The 19,147-nt window shown below is 41.5% G+C and carries 18 protein-coding genes; 8 read left to right on the top strand and 10 right to left on the bottom strand.

The window, feature by feature from the left end; translation table 11 throughout:
• Positions 1–90 precede the first annotated feature (90 nt).
• From tuf to rimI, 3 genes are all read left to right on the top strand, one after another.
• Positions 91–1,281: an elongation factor Tu gene (gene tuf / locus E0H94_RS02135; protein ID WP_116763782.1), complete on the top strand. Its 1,191-nt coding sequence runs from the start codon at positions 91–93 to the stop codon at positions 1,279–1,281.
• A 310-nt stretch (positions 1,282–1,591) separates the two neighbouring features.
• Positions 1,592–2,473 (top strand): metal-dependent hydrolase, encoded by an 882-nt coding sequence (locus E0H94_RS02130; RefSeq protein WP_131324906.1) that lies wholly within the window; start codon positions 1,592–1,594, stop codon positions 2,471–2,473.
• Between the two features lie 117 nt (positions 2,474–2,590).
• Complete coding sequence (gene rimI, locus E0H94_RS02125; protein WP_131324905.1) at positions 2,591–3,052, top strand: ribosomal protein S18-alanine N-acetyltransferase; 462 nt, start codon at positions 2,591–2,593, stop codon at positions 3,050–3,052.
• Positions 3,053–3,102: 50 nt separating this feature from the next.
• Here rimI and E0H94_RS02120 read toward each other — a convergent pair whose 3' ends face one another.
• From E0H94_RS02120 to trxB, 3 genes are all read right to left on the bottom strand, one after another.
• Positions 3,103–3,918, bottom strand: a complete 816-nt coding sequence (locus E0H94_RS02120) for an arginyltransferase (RefSeq protein ID WP_131324904.1) — start codon at positions 3,916–3,918, stop codon at positions 3,103–3,105.
• Positions 3,919–3,937: 19 nt separating this feature from the next.
• Positions 3,938–4,672, bottom strand: coding sequence for a leucyl/phenylalanyl-tRNA--protein transferase (gene aat / locus E0H94_RS02115; RefSeq protein WP_131324963.1), 735 nt, complete (start codon positions 4,670–4,672; stop codon positions 3,938–3,940).
• A gap of 82 nt (positions 4,673–4,754) precedes the next feature.
• A complete protein-coding gene (gene trxB, locus E0H94_RS02110) occupies positions 4,755–5,708 on the bottom strand; it encodes a thioredoxin-disulfide reductase (RefSeq protein WP_131324903.1) in 954 nt (317 codons plus the stop codon).
• A 252-nt stretch (positions 5,709–5,960) separates the two neighbouring features.
• Here trxB and E0H94_RS02105 point away from each other — a divergent pair, with 252 nt between their 5' ends.
• A complete protein-coding gene (locus tag E0H94_RS02105; protein WP_131324962.1) occupies positions 5,961–9,038 on the top strand; it encodes a DNA translocase FtsK in 3,078 nt (1,025 codons plus the stop codon).
• Between the two features lie 52 nt (positions 9,039–9,090).
• On the opposite strand, the gene E0H94_RS02100 is transcribed toward E0H94_RS02105, so the two are convergent.
• Positions 9,091–9,972 carry a LysR family transcriptional regulator gene (locus tag E0H94_RS02100; protein ID WP_131324961.1) on the bottom strand — a complete coding sequence of 294 codons (882 nt, stop codon included), beginning with the start codon at positions 9,970–9,972 and terminating at the stop codon, positions 9,091–9,093.
• Between the two features lie 107 nt (positions 9,973–10,079).
• Between E0H94_RS02100 and E0H94_RS02095 the strand changes: the two genes are divergently transcribed.
• Complete coding sequence (locus E0H94_RS02095; RefSeq protein WP_131324902.1) at positions 10,080–10,982, top strand: AEC family transporter; 903 nt, start codon at positions 10,080–10,082, stop codon at positions 10,980–10,982.
• Positions 10,983–11,033: 51 nt separating this feature from the next.
• Here the strand turns inward: E0H94_RS02095 and E0H94_RS02090 are convergent, their stop codons facing one another.
• From E0H94_RS02090 to E0H94_RS02065, 6 genes are all read right to left on the bottom strand, one after another.
• Positions 11,034–11,321: a PA4642 family protein gene (locus E0H94_RS02090; protein WP_131324901.1), complete on the bottom strand. Its 288-nt coding sequence runs from the start codon at positions 11,319–11,321 to the stop codon at positions 11,034–11,036.
• A gap of 96 nt (positions 11,322–11,417) precedes the next feature.
• Positions 11,418–11,690, bottom strand: coding sequence for a cell division topological specificity factor MinE (minE, locus tag E0H94_RS02085; protein WP_016167270.1), 273 nt, complete (start codon positions 11,688–11,690; stop codon positions 11,418–11,420).
• Positions 11,691–11,692: 2 nt separating this feature from the next.
• Positions 11,693–12,505, bottom strand: coding sequence for a septum site-determining protein MinD (minD, locus tag E0H94_RS02080; protein ID WP_131324900.1), 813 nt, complete (start codon positions 12,503–12,505; stop codon positions 11,693–11,695).
• Between the two features lie 65 nt (positions 12,506–12,570).
• Positions 12,571–13,299 (bottom strand): septum site-determining protein MinC, encoded by a 729-nt coding sequence (gene minC, locus E0H94_RS02075; RefSeq protein ID WP_131324899.1) that lies wholly within the window; start codon positions 13,297–13,299, stop codon positions 12,571–12,573.
• Between the two features lie 122 nt (positions 13,300–13,421).
• Positions 13,422–14,471: a preprotein translocase subunit SecA gene (locus E0H94_RS02070; RefSeq protein ID WP_131324898.1), complete on the bottom strand. Its 1,050-nt coding sequence runs from the start codon at positions 14,469–14,471 to the stop codon at positions 13,422–13,424.
• Between the two features lie 4 nt (positions 14,472–14,475).
• Positions 14,476–15,414, bottom strand: a complete 939-nt coding sequence (locus tag E0H94_RS02065) for an acyltransferase (RefSeq protein WP_131324897.1) — start codon at positions 15,412–15,414, stop codon at positions 14,476–14,478.
• Between the two features lie 268 nt (positions 15,415–15,682).
• Between E0H94_RS02065 and E0H94_RS02060 the strand changes: the two genes are divergently transcribed.
• From E0H94_RS02060 to dut, 3 genes are all read left to right on the top strand, one after another.
• Positions 15,683–16,330, top strand: coding sequence for an OmpA family protein (locus tag E0H94_RS02060; protein ID WP_131322459.1), 648 nt, complete (start codon positions 15,683–15,685; stop codon positions 16,328–16,330).
• Positions 16,331–16,477: 147 nt separating this feature from the next.
• Positions 16,478–18,517: a UvrD-helicase domain-containing protein gene (locus tag E0H94_RS02055; protein ID WP_131324896.1), complete on the top strand. Its 2,040-nt coding sequence runs from the start codon at positions 16,478–16,480 to the stop codon at positions 18,515–18,517.
• A 34-nt stretch (positions 18,518–18,551) separates the two neighbouring features.
• The gene (gene dut, locus E0H94_RS02050) at positions 18,552–19,004 is read left to right on the top strand and encodes a dUTP diphosphatase (protein WP_131324895.1); all 453 of its coding nucleotides are present in this window, start codon (positions 18,552–18,554) and stop codon (positions 19,002–19,004) included.
• The last annotated feature ends 143 nt before the right edge of the window (positions 19,005–19,147 follow it).

The raw sequence follows: 19,147 nt of genomic DNA, 5'->3' as shown, positions 1-19,147 counted from the left end.
TCGATTACTATAAGCCCAAACTAATTTTTTAGTTAATAACCAGTTGCTCATGCAGTAATCCTGCATGAGTAGTTTAAAAAGGAAAATCAAATGGCTAAGGCTAAGTTTGAACGTAATAAGCCACACGTAAACGTGGGCACAATCGGTCACGTTGACCATGGTAAAACTACTTTAACTGCTGCGATTGCAACTATTTGTGCAAAAACTTACGGCGGTGAAGCGAAAGATTACTCACAAATCGACTCTGCTCCTGAAGAAAAAGCACGTGGTATTACAATTAATACTTCACACGTAGAATACGATTCTCCAATCCGTCACTACGCTCACGTAGACTGCCCGGGCCACGCCGATTATGTTAAAAACATGATTACTGGTGCTGCTCAGATGGACGGCGCGATCCTTGTGTGTGCTGCGACTGACGGTCCAATGCCACAAACTCGTGAACACATCCTTCTTTCACGTCAGGTTGGTGTACCTTACATCATCGTATTCTTAAACAAATGCGACCTTGTTGATGACGAAGAATTACTTGAATTAGTAGAAATGGAAGTTCGTGAACTTCTTTCTACTTACGACTTCCCAGGTGATGACACTCCAGTTATCCGTGGTTCTGCTCTTGCTGCGCTTAATGGCGATGCTGGTCAGTACGGTGAGTCTTCAGTTCTTGCTCTTGTTGAAGCGCTTGACTCTTACATTCCAGAACCAGAACGTGCTATCGATAAAGCATTCTTAATGCCAATCGAAGACGTATTCTCTATTTCTGGCCGTGGTACAGTAGTAACTGGTCGTGTAGAAGCTGGTATTGTGAAAGTAGGCGAATCAGTTGAAATCGTTGGTATCCGTGATACTCAAACAACTACAGTGACTGGCGTTGAAATGTTCCGTAAACTTCTTGACGAAGGTCGTGCGGGCGAGAACTGTGGTGTTCTTCTTCGTGGTACTAAGCGTGAAGACGTACAACGTGGTCAAGTACTTGCTAAACCAGGTACAATCAAGCCACACACTAAATTCGACGCAGAAGTATACGTACTTTCTAAAGAAGAAGGTGGTCGTCATACTCCATTCCTTAACGGTTACCGTCCACAATTCTATTTCCGTACGACTGACGTAACTGGCGCAATCCAATTACAAGAAGGCGTTGAAATGGTAATGCCTGGTGACAACGTTGAAATGTCAGTAGAATTAATCCACCCAATCGCAATGGACCCAGGTCTACGTTTTGCGATCCGTGAAGGTGGTCGTACAGTAGGTGCTGGTGTTGTTGCGAAAGTAACTGCATAATCACTTATTGTGTGAAAAAAGCGCTCCTTTGGGGCGCTTTTTTATGCCTATAAAATGTATAAATTCCAGACTTTTTTATTCTGCATGAGAGATTTTTTGCATGTACCTATATAACCGATAGATCAATAGTTTCTATTAAGATAAAAATATGATCATAAAATTGTTAGACAATTTACCTGTAAAACTGTCCTTAACTGATACTTCCTTGACCTTATCTGCCCTTATCGCTGGTGGTGAAACCCGTAATATTAGAATTAAGAAAAACAAGCATAAAGATAGTTAGACCTTATGGGTCTGTAGGAGTCTCAGAATGAATGCTAAGGTAAAAATTACCAATCGTGCAGGTGCAAGTTTTCCTGTACGTCGTATGAGTTTTAACTTTGAAAATGTACCTGAATATTGGATGAATGGCTCGGCAGGGCTTACGCATTTCATGACGGCGTTGTCTGCGCTTTTTCCAGCAGGTGAGCAATTTTTCATTGATAGTGTGCGTGCAGTACGTTATCACTCTGCCATTAAAGAGAATGAGGTGCTGCAAAAGGAAATCAGCGCTTTTATTGGGCAGGAAGCGATGCACACACAAGAACATGTTTGCTTCAATGCTTCAGCACAAAAGTATGGACATGATATAGCAAGCTTGGAAAAACAAACCGATAAAGTCATTCAAGGTTTTCGTAAGACAGCAGTCATTCTGTTTAAGCCAGTCGGTATCACGCAAGAAATGATCGACTTAATGGGAACCACTGCTTTAGAGCATTTCACGGCAACGATTGCCTCGCAATTGCTAATTAATCGACATATTCAAGCATTGATGACAGATGAGACCATGTCGACGATGTGGTACTGGCATGCAATTGAAGAAAATGAACATAAAGCAGTGGCTTATGATGTATTTGAAGGGGTATTTGGCACAGGAGTAAAAGCCTACCTTGCCCGTTGCGGATCGTTGATTGCTGCTATGGCCACTTTATTTGTTGTGCAAAGCTATTTTGTCTTTCGCTTATTAAAACAAGACAATCAACTCAATTTTAAGGCATTAAAAGATATCTACATTTATGGTTATAGCCCATCGAAAGGAATTATTACGGGGATGGGACGTGAAATGTTGGCGTACTTTAAACCTAGATTTCATCCCAATCATTTAGATACAGTAAGTTTATTGGCCAATTGGAAAGTAAAATTAGGATTGTAAAGTCTTATTGTGAGCTTTAAAGACCACAGGGATATTAAAAATATCCCTGTTTTTGTTCGTTTCTTTGTGAAATATTTTTATAATGCAGGTTTATTTAGATCGATAAGATGAACGGGCATGATTCGTTTAATGCAACAAGCCGATGTTAATGCAGTTGTTCAAATTGAAAAGCTGGTACAAAGTCATCCTTGGACGCTGAACCAATTTCAGGATGCAGTGAATGGTTACCAAAGTACAGTGATTGAGCAATCAGGACAGGTGGTGGGTTTTTGTATTCTGCAACCCGTTTTGGATGAGGCAAATTTATTACTGATGGCAATTCATCCCAATCAGCAAGGTAAGGGTTTGGGTTATCGGCTCTTAGATGAATCAATTGCTTTACTGAAGAATCAACCTGTGCAAATTTTCTTGGAAGTGCGGGAAGGTAATCAAGCTGCGATAGCCCTGTATGAGAAGTCAGGCTTTCATCAGATTGATTTGCGTAAAAATTATTATCCAAGCCCAAATGGTGGGCGTGAGCATGCCATTATTATGGTTAAAGCGTGTACTGACGATTTTTCTCAGTTATTCAAATCATGATTTAAATACTCCTGCGATGGAGTGAATCGACCTCCATTAAAATATCAAGCTTATTTAATGATTGAATTATTCCAACCAGAGGGAAGTGTGGTCATTAATGAGTTTCCCAAAAGTTGAATCTCTTCTGCACTGAGTGAACGATTAATACGACGCCATTGCCCATCGAGCAATAATTCTAGGGGGGTGTATTGAGACTTATAATTCATTTTATTGGAATGTGGCACCCAGTAACCTAAATAGACATAGTCCAATTGCTGTTGTTGTGCATATTCAATTTGCTTCATGATGGCAAAAGCCCCTAATGAGCGGCGATTTTCATCGGGATCAAAAAAGGTATATACCGCAGACAGACCATCATCAAGTTGGTCACAGGTCGAAACGCAGAGCAACTGCTCATCTTTCCACAGTTCCAGAAAAAAACTTTCGGTACAGGTATGAATCAGAAATTTTTCAAACTGGTCATAGCTGGGTGGAAACATATCACCATCGGCATGGCGTTCACGAATGTAACGTTCATATAAAGCATAATGCACATCCCCCGCATCTTTAGGTTGAGTAATTTTCACCGTCAGATCTTGATTGCGTTTCCATGCTTTTTTTTGCTTGCTGTTCATTTGAAACTCTTGGACAGGAACACGGCAAGACAGGCATTGACGACATAAATGACATTCGGGACGATAAACAAAGTCCCCACTACGACGAAAACCGACGCGTGAAAGTTCAGACAAGGTCACGACATCAATCCGATGTGCAGGATCTAGAAAAACCATGCGGGCAGATTTCTTTTCAAGATAACTGCATTCATGCGGTGGGGTGATGTAGTACTGTAAATCATTTAACAGGGACTTCGGGTGATATGAATTCATAAAGATCCCTCTATTGTTTTCATTCGATTAATTGCGAAGATAACGCTATTCTTTTACTTGAAAATACACCCTCTTGATACTTTTTCCAATCGATAGAGGGTTGTTTTATAATATCTTGTAACGAATTTAAATACTCTTGTCGAGAAATTGTACAAGCACCAAGGCTAAGCAAATGATCATTCACCAATTGACAGTCAATCCAAGCCAGTTGGTTTTCTTGTCCAAGCAACATTAAGGTATAGAATGCCATTTTAGACACGTCGGTACGGATGCTGAACATAGATTCGCCAAAGCAGCCTTTGCCGATGCTCACTCCATACAGCCCACCGACAAGTTGATCCTGTTCCCAGACTTCAATACTATAAGCATAACCCGCTGCAAACATGTCCAAATAACCTTGAATAATTTCTTCTGAAATCCACGTGTCATTTGCATAGCTGCGAGGTAGCGAACAAGAACGAATGACTGATTCAAAGGCATGATTAATGGTAATTTTATAATCATGCTTTTTCATATTGCGCAGTAAGGATTTACTCGGATGATATTGCTCAGGGCGAATAATGCAGCGCGGCTCGGGACACCACCAGCAAATAGGCTCACCTTCAGAAAACCATGGAAAAAGACCGTGGGTGTAGGCTTCAAAGAGGGTAGAAGGGGAGAGATCTGCGCCAATGCAAATCAGCCCATGTCCTTCTGGATCTGAATCAATCGGATCGGGAAATAAGTATTCGGAAGGTGCTAAAGTATGCTGCATGATTAAGTTCAGGGAGTTATTCTTTACGCTATCATACATAAAAAAACCGCCCTATTTGGACGGTTTTAATAGATGCAAAAGATTATGAACCTAGCGCATCTAAATATTTTTCAGCATCGAGTGCAGCCATACAGCCCGAACCCGCTGAAGTAATTGCTTGGCGGTAAATGCTGTCAGCTACGTCGCCTGCTGCAAATACGCCTGCAACCGATGTTGCAGTTGCATTGCCAGAGGTACCACTTTGCACTTGAATGTAGCCATCACGTAGGTTGAGTTGACCTTCAAACATGCCTGTATTTGGTTTGTGACCAATCGCAACGAATAAACCTTGAACATCAATATCTTGTGTAGACTCATCTTGAGTTGATTTCAAACGAACGGCAGTTACACCAGTGTTGTCACCCAACACTTCATCGACTTGATTGTTCCAAAGAATGCTGATTTTGCCTTCTTTTTCTTTTTCAAATAAATGATCTTGTAGAATTTTTTCAGAACGTAAGCTGTCACGACGATGCACAAGCGTCACATGCGAAGCAATGTTAGACAGGTAGAGTGCTTCTTCGACCGCAGTGTTACCACCACCGACCACCATGACTTTTTGGTTTTTATAGAAGAAACCGTCACAGGTTGCACAAGCACTGACACCTTGACCCATGAATTTTGCTTCAGACTCTAAGCCTAAATACTGTGCAGTTGCACCCGTTGAGATAATCAATGCATCACAAGTGAACTCTTCCATATCGCCTTTAAGAACAAATGGGCGAACACTGAGGTCAACTTCATTGATGTGGTCATACACGATTTCTGTGCCAAAACGTTCAGCGTGAGCTTGCATACGTTCCATTAGCGCAGGGCCAGTTAAACCTTCTGGGTCACCCGGCCAGTTATCCACTTCCGTTGTCGTGGTTAATTGACCACCCAATTGCAAGCCAGCAATCAGCATTGGTTTTAAATTGGCACGTGCAGCATAAACTGCAGCGCTGTAACCTGCAGGACCAGAACCTAAAATAATTAATCGTGAGTGACGAGCGCTCATTCGCGACATCCTTTTTTTCTTTCAAAATTTATGAAATTATACGTGAAAGTGTATAACAGTTGTGTGTGTTCAATGTGGGTAATATTGATCATGCAAATCGGTTTGAGCTATATAGAATAAAGTTAACAACAAGCCCTCATAATGTTGCATCTTTTTTACGTGAACAGGTGCATAATATCAGGTTTTATGAAGAAACAAATTCAGGTTGTTTTCCAAAAAAACATGAATGAAAAAATGCTTACAGGACAGAGTATGGCTGCGGTGTCAGGTGCTTATGCACAGCGCTTAATGATGACATTATTTTTAGTCTCATTTGGGATTTATCTGTTCCTTGCAACAGTCACTTATACACCGTTTGATCCGGGTTGGATGCATATTTCCAGTGATACCCAACAGGTTTCTAATGCAAGTGGTGTCGCTGGAGCATGGATTTCTGATTTATTGTTTGGATTTTTAGGTTGGGCAAGCCTGCTCATCCCACTTTTCTTATTTATTGAAGCGATTCAGGTGTGGTGGCCGCGCAGTTTTCTGAACCGACCATTTCGTTATGCTGCCCAATTTTTTATTTTGTTGGCAACGGCAACACTCTTATTTTTATTTTGGGAAGTACCTGCGGATACTTTAGCCAATGCTTCTGGTGGCATTATTGGCTATGAATTGGGGCAAAGTCTGAGTCAACTGCTGACCATTTATGGTGCCGCACTGTTTTTGGTGGTGTTTTGGGTGGTGTTATTTACTTTGGCCTTCGGGGTAAAGTGGAACAAAACATGGGATACCTTGCGAGCTACACCAGCATATTTACAAGACTTATTTTATAAAAATGTACCCGAGAGCGAATCTGATTTTGATCGCACCACACCTCAAGTCAAAAAACAGGTGATTGCAGTTGCTCCAAGTAAGGCTGCTGATCAAACTGAATTGAATCATGCCAATTCATCTCAGACCTCTGTAGAACAACCCTTTATTGCGGGTGTGGCAGCAGAGCGTTTGTTTGATGATATGGTACAAAAAGAGTCTCAATTAAATCAACCAAATGAGTTCGATTTAGACGATGATGAAGAGTTTGAAAAAACCATCGCCAAAGCGCATCAACTTGAACAAGACAGCCAGCGTACCATTGCGACGGGTGAGGTTTGGCGTGCTTTAAATACAAATAATGATCAACTACATAAACAAGATATTGAAGCATTATTAAAAGCTGCGGAAGATGAAACAGTCGTTCCTAAACATGATTTTAATTCTGTAGTAGAGCGTCAATATCCTGTTGATGTGCAGTTGGAAGCTTCTCCAAAACCAGTCAAAAATAATCTTGATTGGGACGATGATGAGATTTTTGATGAGCTACTTGCTGCCGTGCCCAATGGTAAGGTGGCTTCGGATGTACATAGTCCATTCCAACGCAGCGAAGTTCAGGCTATTCAGCCTACAGCAATCCCTGATATTGCTGTAGTAGAGGCTTCAATTTTGAGTATGCCAGCTGTCGCTGGGGTTGCTGCTGGGGCAACAAAGGCACATTTATTGAACGATGAATTAGATCGTTTTCTAGATGATTTTGATGCTGAAGAACAACATGCAGAGTCCGTTATGGTCGAGCAGCGTACGGCATCTTCTTATGCACAATCATCAGCCTTTGTACAAACGCCAATACAGCACACTACCGTACAGGTGTCAGAGCGTTTTACTGAACAGCCCAAAGCTGAGTTGTCTAAAGAGGCATTCATTGAAGCTTGGCAAGAAACTGCAGGTAAACATCAAGAAGAAGATGAGTTTGATTTTGATGCGCCATTGACGGATGCTTCAGGACGACCAATGTCCCGTGCTATGCAGGTCGCACAAAAACGTCGTGATTTATCTACGCTACCCGGATTGGATTTGCTCGATCGTGTCGACCCGAATAAAAAAGTAAACTTCACGGCTGAACAATTGGAACGTCTTTCAGAATTACTCGAAATTAAACTGCAAGAATTCAATGTTAAAGCCAAAGTAATGGAAGCCCAACCTGGGCCAGTCGTGACGCGCTTTGAATTGGATTTAGCACCTGGGGTTAAAGCCTCTAAAGTCACCAATATTTCGAAGGACTTGGCACGTTCCATGTCAATGGCTTCGGTGCGTGTAGTAGAAGTAATTCCGGGTAAACCGTACATTGGAATTGAAGTTCCAAATAGTGCACGTGAAATGGTGCGTCTTATCGAGTTATTGGAAACACCGACTTATCGCGATCCAGCGGGTTTACTTTCAATGGCGATGGGGAAAGATATTTCGGGTAATCCTGTGATTACCGATTTAGGCAAGGCCCCACATATGTTGGTTGCGGGCACCACGGGTTCAGGTAAGTCTGTTGCTGTGAACTCGATGATCTTATCGATGCTGTTGAAATATACCCCCGATCAATTGCGCCTCATCATGATTGACCCCAAACAATTAGAATTGGCCAACTACAATGATATTCCACATTTACTCACCCCTGTTGTGACAGACATGAAAGATGCTGTCAGTGCATTGAATTGGTGTGTGAATGAAATGGAGCGTCGTTACAAGCTCATGTCATTCCTTAAAATTCGTAAACTGGCGGACTATAACCGTAAGGTTGAAGAAGCATTGGCGAATGGGGAAGACCTGATTGATCCGACATGGAAAGCCAGTGACTCCGTTGTGGGTGAGCGCGCACCACGCTTAGCACCGTTACCTTCGATTGTCATTGTGGCAGATGAATTTGCCGATATGATTATGCAGGTGGGTAAAAAAGCCGAGGAAATGATTACCCGTTTGGCACAAAAATCACGTGCTGCGGGCATTCACTTGCTCTTAGCAACACAACGTCCTTCGGTGGATGTGATCACAGGTTTGATTAAAGCCAACATTCCAACTCGCGTTGCATTGCGTGTAAATAGCAAAATTGACTCTCGAACCATTTTGGATGCAGGTGGCGCGGAAGACATGTTGGGTCATGGCGATATGCTGTTTTTAGGCCCAGGTAAAATTGAACCTGAACGTGTGCATGGTGCCTTTATTTCCGATGATGAAGTCAACCGAATTTGTGATGCATGGCGAGAGCGTGGTGATCCAGATTATATTGATGAAATTTTGACTCCATATGATGAAGAGCCAACTTCACGTGGTTTTGAAGATGGTGATGGAGGCTCAGACCGTGATGCTTTGTATGATCAATGTGTGGCCTTTGTTTTAGAAACGCGTAAAGCTTCGACGTCATCTTTACAACGCAAGTTCAGTTTGGGCTATAACCGTGCAGCTCGTATTATCGACCAGATGGAAGAAAATGGCATTGTGAGCGCGATGGGCGCGAACGGTAAGCGGGATATTCTCGTCTAGTTTTCATCTACTAAAAGCCTGCCTGCGAGCAGGCTTTTTTATGCGGTTCAATTTAATAATAGAACATGGTTTGTGCCAACTCGATAAAGGCTCGAGTTGCAGGACTGATCAACTTTTGATTGCGGACGGCGAGTCCAATCTCACGTTGTGTATTCGGCAGTAAGGGTCTTTTGACAACATTGGGGTGTAGTGCCAGCAGTTCTGGCGTCATGGCCATATCGGCCACAATCGAAATGCCTTCATGCTGATTGACCATATTCAGAATGGTCAATAATTGCGACAGCTGATATTGAATTTTGGGCTGTATGTCATATTGTTTAAGCAGTTTTTCAATATGCGTTTGGCTGCCTGCTTTGGTCAAAATAAAAGGGTAGTGCTTCAGTTGGGTAATATCCACCTGACTCATTTGCGCAATCGGATAAGAATTGGGAATAAGCGCAATAAAAATATCTTTAATCAATGGAAAAGTATCCAATTGATGGTTGGGTAAAACGGCAAATCCGACATCAACCTGTTGGTTTAAAATCCATTGCGTGACTTCATCATCTGTACCTTCTTCAACAAAAACTTCAATTCGAGGGTATTTGCTCCTAAAGGCTTGCAATAGTTCAGGCAAAAGATGAATCGATGCGGATGCCCCAAATGAACCAATTCTTAAGGTCCCTTGTTGCAGGCCATGTGTCGCAGCAACTTGCTGTTGCATGACTTGTGCAGTATTCAAAATTTCCTGTGCATGGATGCGAAGTTGCTGCCCAATTTCGGTCAGTACTACACGGTTTTGTTCTCGGCTAAACAATTGTACACGCCAAAAATGCTCCAGACTTTTTATGGCATGTGAAACTGCAGATTGAGAAATCCCGAGTTGCTTGGCTGCGTTGCTAAAACTCTGATGTTTAGCAACCAGTAAAAAGATTTCAAGTTGGCTAAAGGTCATTTGAGGGTATGAGTAAATACTCATTTTATTATGAGGGCGAATAAGGATTATATTCTGTTTCCAAAATGAGTCAAAGCTGACTGATGTGCAGTAATGGGAATAAATGAATGAACATGATCATGGCACTCTTTCCATTGGTTTTTCTGATAGGGATGGGATATGTGTTTAAACATACAGGTTTTTTGCAGGAGGGGTTTTGGGCAAACTCTGAAAAACTGAATTATTACATTCTCTTTCCTGCATTATTGTTTAGCAATCTTTCTGCTGTAAAGCTCAACTTGGGTTCTATGCTCATGCTTTACATGGCACTGATCGTGGTCATTATGTTGATCAGCGCGGTGTTATTGGCGTTTAAGTTTTATTTTCAGATTCCCGTGCATCGTTTTGGGGTTTATATTCAAAGCCAGATTCGATTCAATACCTATATTGGGCTTTCTTTGATGGGCTTAATGTTTGGTGCGACAGGCATGCAATTGTTCGCCATGATCATTGCCGTCGTGATTCCATTGGTTAATATTGTTTCGGTCTGGGCATTTACCCAAAGTACGCAAGGACAGCTGCGTTTTACGCTGATGTCGATTGTAAAGAATCCGCTTATTGCCGCTTGTTTATTGGGTATCGCATTTAATTGCTCTGGCTTGTTGATGCCAGAAGGCATATCGCAATTATTGAAGCTATTGGCAAGTAGCAGTTTACCATTAGGTTTAATTTCAGTCGGAGCGGCATTACAGTTTAGTCAGCTCAAGCCCGATTTCGGGCGTGTCATGATGAATAGTGTATCGAGGTTACTTGTGGTGCCTGTACTGACTTATTTTGTGGCACAAGGATTTGGCTTAGCGCCATTACATATAGCGGTCTTAGTGGTCTTTTTTGCTTTACCCACAGCGTCGGCATCTTATATTTTAACGCGCTATTTTCAAGGGGACAGTCAACTCATGGCGGCAATTATTAGCTTACAAACCCTTTTATTCGCATTGAGCTTTCCATTGCTGATGCAACTAATGTTCTAATTTTTTAGATTGAAGAGAATAAAAAAGCCTACACAAGGTAGGCTTTAAGGCTTAAGCAAATTTTGCTAAGACTTCTAAGAATCCATCACATTGGCGAGGGTATTCAGCAATCACATCATGAATCCGTTGACCTTGGGGATTGGTTGCATTGACATTGCGACCATCTGCGACAAATTGAGTTAACAAACGTTCGTAGTCCATTGGGCGCATATGTTTGAATGCGTGGTAAAGAACATGAAAGTCGGCATTAACTCCCGCAGGAGGAAGCTGATTTAAATAGGCAAAAACGCGCTCATCCGACCATTCTTCATTAAACGTTGCTGGCTGAGATAATGCCATCGCAAACTCCTTGGTATATTCTTTTCAAACTAAAAAGGCAAAATAGCTGATGCTATTTTGCCTTGAATCTATTTGCTTGACTAATCAGATTTCAGATTATCGCTCTTCAGGCAAATTGATATTCATTTCCAACATTTCAATATTCGCTTCTGAGCGAACAGACATTTGGATATGTTCTTCATCGACCCCACGAACATAGCGGTTAACCACTTGCATGATCTCTTTTTTCATTTGGTCAATTTTATCTTGACTCAAGCGTTTACCTAAGCCTTGTTCAGAAGCAACAATGACTTTCAAACGGTCTTTTGCCATTTGTGCGCTAGATGGTTTGTCATCACTACTGAATAATTTACTCCAGAATCCTGCCATATTTACGCTCCAAATAATCGTGCTAACCAGCCTTTTGGTTTGACTGTAATGTGACGGTAAGGACGTTCTTCACCAAGGAAACGTGCAACTAGGTCTTCATAGGCCTGCCCAGCTTCTGCTTCGTGGAACAAAATGACAGGTTTACCTTCGTTAGACGCTTGTAAAACGCTTTTACATTCAGGCACAACACCCAGTGTAGGTACACGTAAAATGTCTTTCGAAATGTCATCAATGGTGAGCATTTCTTGTTTGTCTGCACGTTCAGGGTTAAAGCGAGTAATACACAAATGCTTGCGTATACGTCCTTCATTCTGTTCTACTTTTTTAGTTTTACTGTCTAACATACCGATAATGCGGTCAGAGTCACGTACTGAAGAAATTTCAGGGTTGGTCACAATAATCGCTTCATCTGCATGGTACATGGCTAGAATTGCACCACGCTCAATCCCCGCAGGAGAATCACAAATAATGTAATCGAATTCTTGAGATAATTCTTCCATTACACGTGCAACACCTTCATCTGTTAACGCATCTTTATCGCGCGTTTGTGATGCCGGTAAAATATATAAGTTCTCAATATCTTTATCACGAATAAGTGCTTGTTGTAATCGTGCTTCGTTATTTAAAACATTCACAAAATCATACACAACACGACGTTCACAGCCCATAATGAGGTCTAGGTTACGTAAACCTACGTCAAAATCGATAACAACAGTTTTGTGACCACGAAGGGCTAAACCTGTTGCAAAAGATGCACTGGTCGTAGTTTTTCCTACGCCACCTTTGCCTGATGTTACGACAACAATTTTCGCCACCGAATCCACTCCTGTTATGGTAAATCCCCCCTTTAATTAGCGGGGTTTTGGTGTTTATTTATACATTAAAATTCCAGAGCTTTAAATTCCAGCTCTTGGTTTTCATTTAAATAAATATGTACAGACTTCTTTAAGACATGGGGTGGAATATCATCGGCGACACAATATGTCCCTGCAATTGAAACCAATTCGGCTTCAAGTGAGTGACAGAAAATGCGAGCAGCACTGTTTCCACCAGCACCTGCGATAACTCTACCACGAGCACTGCCATAAATATGTATATTTCCTGAAGCAATTACTTCTGAACCACTATTTATCCCTGCATTGACGATAATATCGCCATGATCTTGGATTAAACATTGGCCTGTTCGTAAGATTTCATCGTGATACGAGGTAATATGTCCAATATTCCGTGGAAATGGAGATGTCTTTTGTGTATTTTCGATTACTGCTTCGGGTGCTTGCACAGCAGTTTCAACCACTTGTTCTTGGGTGGCTTTAATACGTTGTAACGATCTACTGTCAGCGGGAAGTACGGGAAATTGAATCGCACGTGCTTCATCACCCAGTAAACCTTCAATCACCGCCATGGGCTGTAAATCTAAATCGAGCAGCAGTTGAATTAGGGCAATCAGCTCTTGTTCAACGGTACTGTCTAAAATCACCAGCGCACCATGAGTTGTGCTGTCTTGAAGTAATTGGGTCAGTTGTTGACGAATGGCATTATGGTCATTTGTGTCGAAGGTTAATCTACTAAAGTTAACCATTCTACCGGTGATCCGAATATCAGCCATATTTTATCCTTAAGACTTCGAAGCTATTGGTTTTATGCCGAAGCGATGTTGTAAATAGAGCAAATCCTAGAACAAATTCTTTGAATTCTCTAGCCAAGTTTGTAACTTTTTTATCTTAATGCTTATTCTTTAGCTTGATCGAGCTCTTCAAGGTCTTCTAACCACTGTTTCACCTTCACTTGCTTGCGAATGGCATCCAAACTTTCATATACCGCAGACTCAACCAATTGTTCGAGCGCATGGTTATCAATATTCAATTCGCTGACTTTTTCGGCAATAAGCTTATAGGTATGATTAGGCTGTTCAGGGCTTCCAGAGACTAACGGTTCTAAAATACCATAGGTAATATTTTCTCCTAAACGCTGCCCAATGCTCTGGATTTGATGTTCAATTCGTCCACCGACAATCGGGATTAAACGTAACAGTTGGGTGAGTTCAGGTGTATCTTCGATGGCTTGATTTACAATCGCGCCAATATTTTGAGCAATTAACGTTTGGCGTTGCTGTAATTCTGTTGCCAGTGATTCCTGCAAAAGCTCAGCCAAAGCTTGCGCAAATAACACCCGATGATGATCGACTAAGTCATGAATGATTTTTTTATGGGTTGAACTGGTATTCAGTTCATGTTTTATCCCATCCAATACCGTAATAACCACGCGATCAGAGAGTTCTTCCATGATCACACGATAATAAAACTTGGCTCTTTTCTGAATGGATTCTGGAATGACGTTATAACCCAATTCATGCAGACGAAAAACAATAATCCCTGCACGGAATAAACGTAGAAAACGTAGCTGTGGAATAATGGCTAGAATTTCATACCAATGAATAAAAGGGAAAAAGAACCAACGGCGGTGATGACGATAAATGACTGCAATCGTCCAACGTACCAGAAGCTCAGTAATTAAGAACAAAATAAACCAAGCTTCGGTGGTAATCACCCAAGGATGTAGATGTGTACGATAAAAATTGAGAATTTCATCTAAATGAAGTGAGGTTAAGAACCAACCGCCAATATTACTCATTAAGAAAAAATTGGCAGCTAAGCAGAACAAGTTAAAAATGATCAGAAATACCATAAAGATGTCATAGATCAGATAGATTTTGAATGACCAACTCTGCGGATCGACACGATGATATTTTGATTTTTTGGCGGAACTGTTCTGCTTCATCGGCTTATACCTTATTCACTTCAGCAGTCGTTGAATATTGTGCTTTCATTTGACTTATCAGCCGATCTTTTTCGGTCCAGAGTTGATCGACCCATGCTTGGAAGCGTGCACGATACTCTTCGTCATCTTCATAGTTTCCACCTAAAACCCAGTCCGGAATCTCAATTTTACGTAAATTCACGGCAATTCGCCCCACTTCACCGAACCAGAATTCGCCATAACCAGGTGCACCATCTGGGTAGACAATCGTCATATCGACTAACGCATCAATTTGATTGCCTAAAATATCGAGGGCGAGGGCTAAGCCACCGGCTTTCGGTTTAAGTAGATGTTGATAGGGTGAATTTTGTTGCTGATGCTTTTCTGGCGTGAATCGTGTTCCTTCCAAATAGTTCAGTAAGGTAAAAGGCTGGCTCAATAATTGTTCGCAGGCTTTACGCGCTTCTTCTATATCGCGGAATTTGAGCTCAGGATTTCTCTCAATTTCTTGTTTGGTATGCCGCTTCATCATCGGGAAGCCTAAAATTTTAAACGCCTGTCCAACAAAGGGAATAAAAATCAGCTCCCATTTGGTGAAAAACCGCGTTAGTGGCATACGTGTGAGGCCAAAATATTGATTCACTGTCGTGTCGACCCAGCTTTGGTGATTGCAGGTCATTAAATAACGACCTTGCATGCTTAAGTCGAGATCATCATCGACTGTAATGTCCCATTTTAGATGGGGTAAAACATGATCAATCAACCAGTTATTGACCCCAAGCCAGCTATTGGTAATTTGAATATTGGTTTTATCGACTTTTTTTGATTGTTTAAATAGTTTGGTTAAACCAAGCGTAAGTACAGGTGGCCCATGAAAAAAAGTGCTGCCCGTCATGACAGCGCCAACAGTGAGTCCACGTGTGATTTTTTTTAATATGGGTTGTTTGTTTGCTTGAGATGACATATAAAAAAGAATCCTAAGTAAGATCATCCATTATCGTTATTGAATTATAGTTGCAAATTCTGAAAATAAAACAAGCGTTGTGTTTGGTAAATTATCCTTCATGATTTATTAAACATGTAGGGAATGTGATGAATGCATATTCAACGTTGGAATTAATTATTACAAAATGTAACCATACAAGCTATTATTTACAAAAGATCAATGGTCTAAGCCTTATTTTTAGGCGACTATTTCAAGCATAAACAAAACACACAAATGGAGGCATGTCATGCGTGCACTATTAATTTCATCAGCAGTAGCAGGGGCGTTGGTTCTTTCAGGTTGTCAATCTACTGGCACTGGTATGGAATATGACAAAGCGGCAATCGGTGCAGGTCTAGGTGCATTATTGGGTGCAGGTCTTGCATATTCAAATGCAGACAAAGATAAAATGGGTCAAGCAGCGGCAATTGGTGCTGTAGTGGGCGGTGGTGCAGGTCTATTATTAGACAAAAAAGAGAAACGTCTTCGTGAAGAACTTGCGGGTACTGGCGTTGATGTAGACCGTAACAAAGATGGTTCGATTAACCTTGTAATGCCAAGTGTTACCTTCGCAACCAACTCTTCGACCATTCAACCGCGTTTCCAAACAGCATTGAATGATGTTGCACGTGTATTACGTGAAGATGGTACAGCCAACAAACTTGCACTTGTAATTCATGGTCACACTGATAACACAGGTACAGATGCGATTAACAATCCATTATCTCAAAACCGTGCAAACTCTGTAATGGGCTATTTATCATCTCAAGGGATTGCAAGCTCACGTATGACTGCACGTGGTTACGGTTCTTCTTCACCAATCGCGAGCAACGATACTGCTGCGGGCCGTGAACAAAACCGTCGTGTAGAAATTACAGTGTATGAAACAAAATAATTAATATTTTGTTTGCATAGAAATCATTGAGTTTCGGAAAAGCCACCTAAAGGTGGCTTTTTTTATGAACAGATAATCGTCATTTTAGGTTAGGCATCTGGGGGTTTGATGTCTATAATCTAGTTCGGATCAAAAAGAGGAAACACTATGTCGCTGGCAAGTCAGTTAAACGACAAGCAACTTGAAGCCATGAAATATACTCAAGGGCCCTTGTTAGTACTTGCAGGGGCTGGTTCGGGTAAAACTTCAGTCATTACCCGTAAAATTGCTTATTTGGTTAAACATTGCGGGATTCCTGCTTATCGCATTACTGCGATGACCTTTACCAACAAAGCTGCACGTGAAATGAAAGAGCGTGTGACCAAGTTGTTGTCACGTGAAGAAGCGAAAGGGTTATCGGTTTCGACCTTTCATACTTTCGGTTTAAACATGTTACGTTTAGAGTTGAAACACACGCCATTAAAAAATAATTTTTCTATTTTAGATGCAGATGACTGTAAGCGTATTTTGATGGACTTAATGCACCGCGATAATATGTCGGGTGCAGAGAGTAAAGAACTGATCGCCAAAGCCATGAAAATGATTTCAGACTGGAAAAATGATTTGATTCCACCTGAACAGGCGCATACCACCTGTGAAACGCCTGAAGACATTCAAATGGTGCATTTGTACCAACTCTATGAGCGCAATTTACGTGCCTACAATGCGGTAGATTTCGATGATCTGATTGTGATGCCAACGCGCTTGTTGCAAGAAAATCAAGAAGTACGAGACCGTTGGCAAAATCGCATTCGCTATTTGTTGGTCGACGAATATCAAGATACCAATACAGCACAGTATATTTTGGTGAAACTCTTGGTTGGTGTGATGGGGCAGTTTACGGCTGTGGGCGATGATGACCAATCGATCTACGCATGGCGTGGCGCCAAGCCAGAAAATATGGCTTTGCTGAATGAAGATTTTCGCAATTTAAAAGTGATTAAACTGGAACAGAACTATCGTTCGACCAGTCGTATTTTAAAAGCGGCGAATACAGTAATTGGTAACAATCCGCATATTTTTGATAAAAAACTTTGGTCAGATAAAGGCCATGGCGAAGTGATTCGTGTCATCACTTGTCGTAATGATGATGATGAAGCAGAACGCGTGGTGAAAGACCTGATCACGCATAAGTTGATGAATGGGAAAAATTGGAAAGATTATGCCATTTTATATCGGGGTAACTTCCAAGCACGTATTTTAGAGACACAACTGCGTCAAATGCAGATTCCGTATAAGTTATCTGGTGGTCAGTCCTTCTTCGCCCGTGCAGAAATCAAAGATATTATGAGTTATCTGCGCCTCATCATTAATCCTGAAGATGACAGTGCTTTTTTACGTATTATTAATACGCCAAAACGCGCCATTGGCCCTGTTACTTTAGAAAAACTCGGTTTATTTGCGCAAGAAAATCATTTGTCTTTATTGGCAGCGGCAGGCGATCAACGGTTGACCATGGCAATTCCAAAAAAGGCCACTACGCAATTGGCTGAATTTGCCGAGTTCATTGCTAATTTTACCCGTGAATTGCTAGAAGATGATGAACCAGTACCGATTATTCGCCAAATGATGTTTGAAGCAGGCTATATCGACTATATCAAAGAGTCTGCGGCTACACCTGCACAGGAAAAAACCAAGCTCGACAATATTGAAGTGCTGTATAGCAGTATTCAGAGTTTGATTAACCGTGCAGAAGATGTGGATGAGCGCAATATTGAAAGTGTGATTCGCAAAATGGTGTTGCTGGATATGTTGGAGCAGCAACAGGAAGAAGAAGACACCGATAAGGTCAATTTGTTGACACTGCATGCGTCGAAAGGCTTGGAATTTCCATTTGTGTATTTGATTGGTTTGGAAGAAGAGCTACTGCCACATAAAAACTCGATTGCGGCTGAAACGGTCGAAGAAGAACGCCGTTTGATGTACGTAGGAATTACTCGAGCACGTCAAGGTTTAACCATTACCTTGGCAGAGCAACGTAAAGCAGGTGGGCAAATGCGTCAAATGACCCCAAGCCGCTTTTTAGATGAATTGCCACAAGATGAATTGGAGTGGTTGGGACGCAAGAAAAAGCTCGCGGGCAATGTTGATCCCAAGCAACAAGCACAACACTACCTCGAAAATTTACGCGCTTTGATTAAGCGTTGATTGCGATATTAATTTTGAAACAGTAGGAAACAATATGAAGGTTCAAGTTAAAGTTCTAGATGCACGTTTAGGACAAGAATGGCCATTGCCAACTTATGCAACGCAGGGTTCAGCAGGTCTAGATTTACGTGCATGTGTGACTGAACCCACTGTCATTGAGCCGGGTCAAACAGTACTGGTTAAAACAGGTTTAGCTATTTATATCGAAGATACAGCTTTTGCAGGTCTTATCCTGCCACGTTCAGGCTTAGGACATAAACACGGTATCGTTTTGGGTAACCTTGTGGGTTTAATTGATTCAGACTACCAAGGTGAGTTGATGGTTTCGGTATGGAACCGTGGTCAAAACGCGTTTACCTTGGAACCTGGTGAACGTTTGGCCCAGTATGTACTTGTCCCTGTGGTGCAAGCAGAATTTGAACAAGTAGACGAATTTGTGGCGACTGAGCGCGGTGCAGGTGGCTTCGGACATACAGGTAAAAACTGATATTGATGTGAAAGAGCCTATGGGCTCTTTCATTCTGAAATATAAAAGATTTTATTCAATACAACTTTATAAGCTGTCAACAACACTTAAATAGTATTAACAGTTCAATTCTATTCAGATATAAACTAGAAATATTTTAAAAC

The organism is Acinetobacter sp. ANC 4173 (assembly GCF_004331255.1).
Taxonomy (GTDB): domain Bacteria; phylum Pseudomonadota; class Gammaproteobacteria; order Pseudomonadales; family Moraxellaceae; genus Acinetobacter.
The sequence above is the reverse complement of the archived record's forward strand: the minus strand, read 5'-3'. Positions and strand labels throughout refer to the sequence as shown.

Coding starts and splice junctions, on each gene's coding strand:
- minE (WP_016167270.1), bottom strand. CDS start 11,690: ATGGCAGGATTCTGGAGTAAATTATTCAGTAGTGATGACAAACCATCT.
- E0H94_RS02065 (WP_131324897.1), bottom strand. CDS start 15,414: ATGTCATCTCAAGCAAACAAACAACCCATATTAAAAAAAATCACACGT.
- dut (WP_131324895.1), top strand. CDS start 18,552: ATGAAGGTTCAAGTTAAAGTTCTAGATGCACGTTTAGGACAAGAATGG.
- E0H94_RS02070 (WP_131324898.1), bottom strand. CDS start 14,471: ATGAAGCAGAACAGTTCCGCCAAAAAATCAAAATATCATCGTGTCGAT.
- rimI (WP_131324905.1), top strand. CDS start 2,591: ATGATTCGTTTAATGCAACAAGCCGATGTTAATGCAGTTGTTCAAATT.
- E0H94_RS02055 (WP_131324896.1), top strand. CDS start 16,478: ATGTCGCTGGCAAGTCAGTTAAACGACAAGCAACTTGAAGCCATGAAA.
- aat (WP_131324963.1), bottom strand. CDS start 4,672: ATGCAGCATACTTTAGCACCTTCCGAATACTTATTTCCCGATCCGATT.
- E0H94_RS02095 (WP_131324902.1), top strand. CDS start 10,080: ATGAACATGATCATGGCACTCTTTCCATTGGTTTTTCTGATAGGGATG.
- tuf (WP_116763782.1), top strand. CDS start 91: ATGGCTAAGGCTAAGTTTGAACGTAATAAGCCACACGTAAACGTGGGC.
- E0H94_RS02100 (WP_131324961.1), bottom strand. CDS start 9,972: ATGACCTTTAGCCAACTTGAAATCTTTTTACTGGTTGCTAAACATCAG.
- minC (WP_131324899.1), bottom strand. CDS start 13,299: ATGGCTGATATTCGGATCACCGGTAGAATGGTTAACTTTAGTAGATTA.
- trxB (WP_131324903.1), bottom strand. CDS start 5,708: ATGAGCGCTCGTCACTCACGATTAATTATTTTAGGTTCTGGTCCTGCA.
- E0H94_RS02130 (WP_131324906.1), top strand. CDS start 1,592: ATGAATGCTAAGGTAAAAATTACCAATCGTGCAGGTGCAAGTTTTCCT.
- E0H94_RS02120 (WP_131324904.1), bottom strand. CDS start 3,918: ATGAATTCATATCACCCGAAGTCCCTGTTAAATGATTTACAGTACTAC.
- E0H94_RS02060 (WP_131322459.1), top strand. CDS start 15,683: ATGCGTGCACTATTAATTTCATCAGCAGTAGCAGGGGCGTTGGTTCTT.
- E0H94_RS02105 (WP_131324962.1), top strand. CDS start 5,961: ATGGCTGCGGTGTCAGGTGCTTATGCACAGCGCTTAATGATGACATTA.
- E0H94_RS02090 (WP_131324901.1), bottom strand. CDS start 11,321: ATGGCATTATCTCAGCCAGCAACGTTTAATGAAGAATGGTCGGATGAG.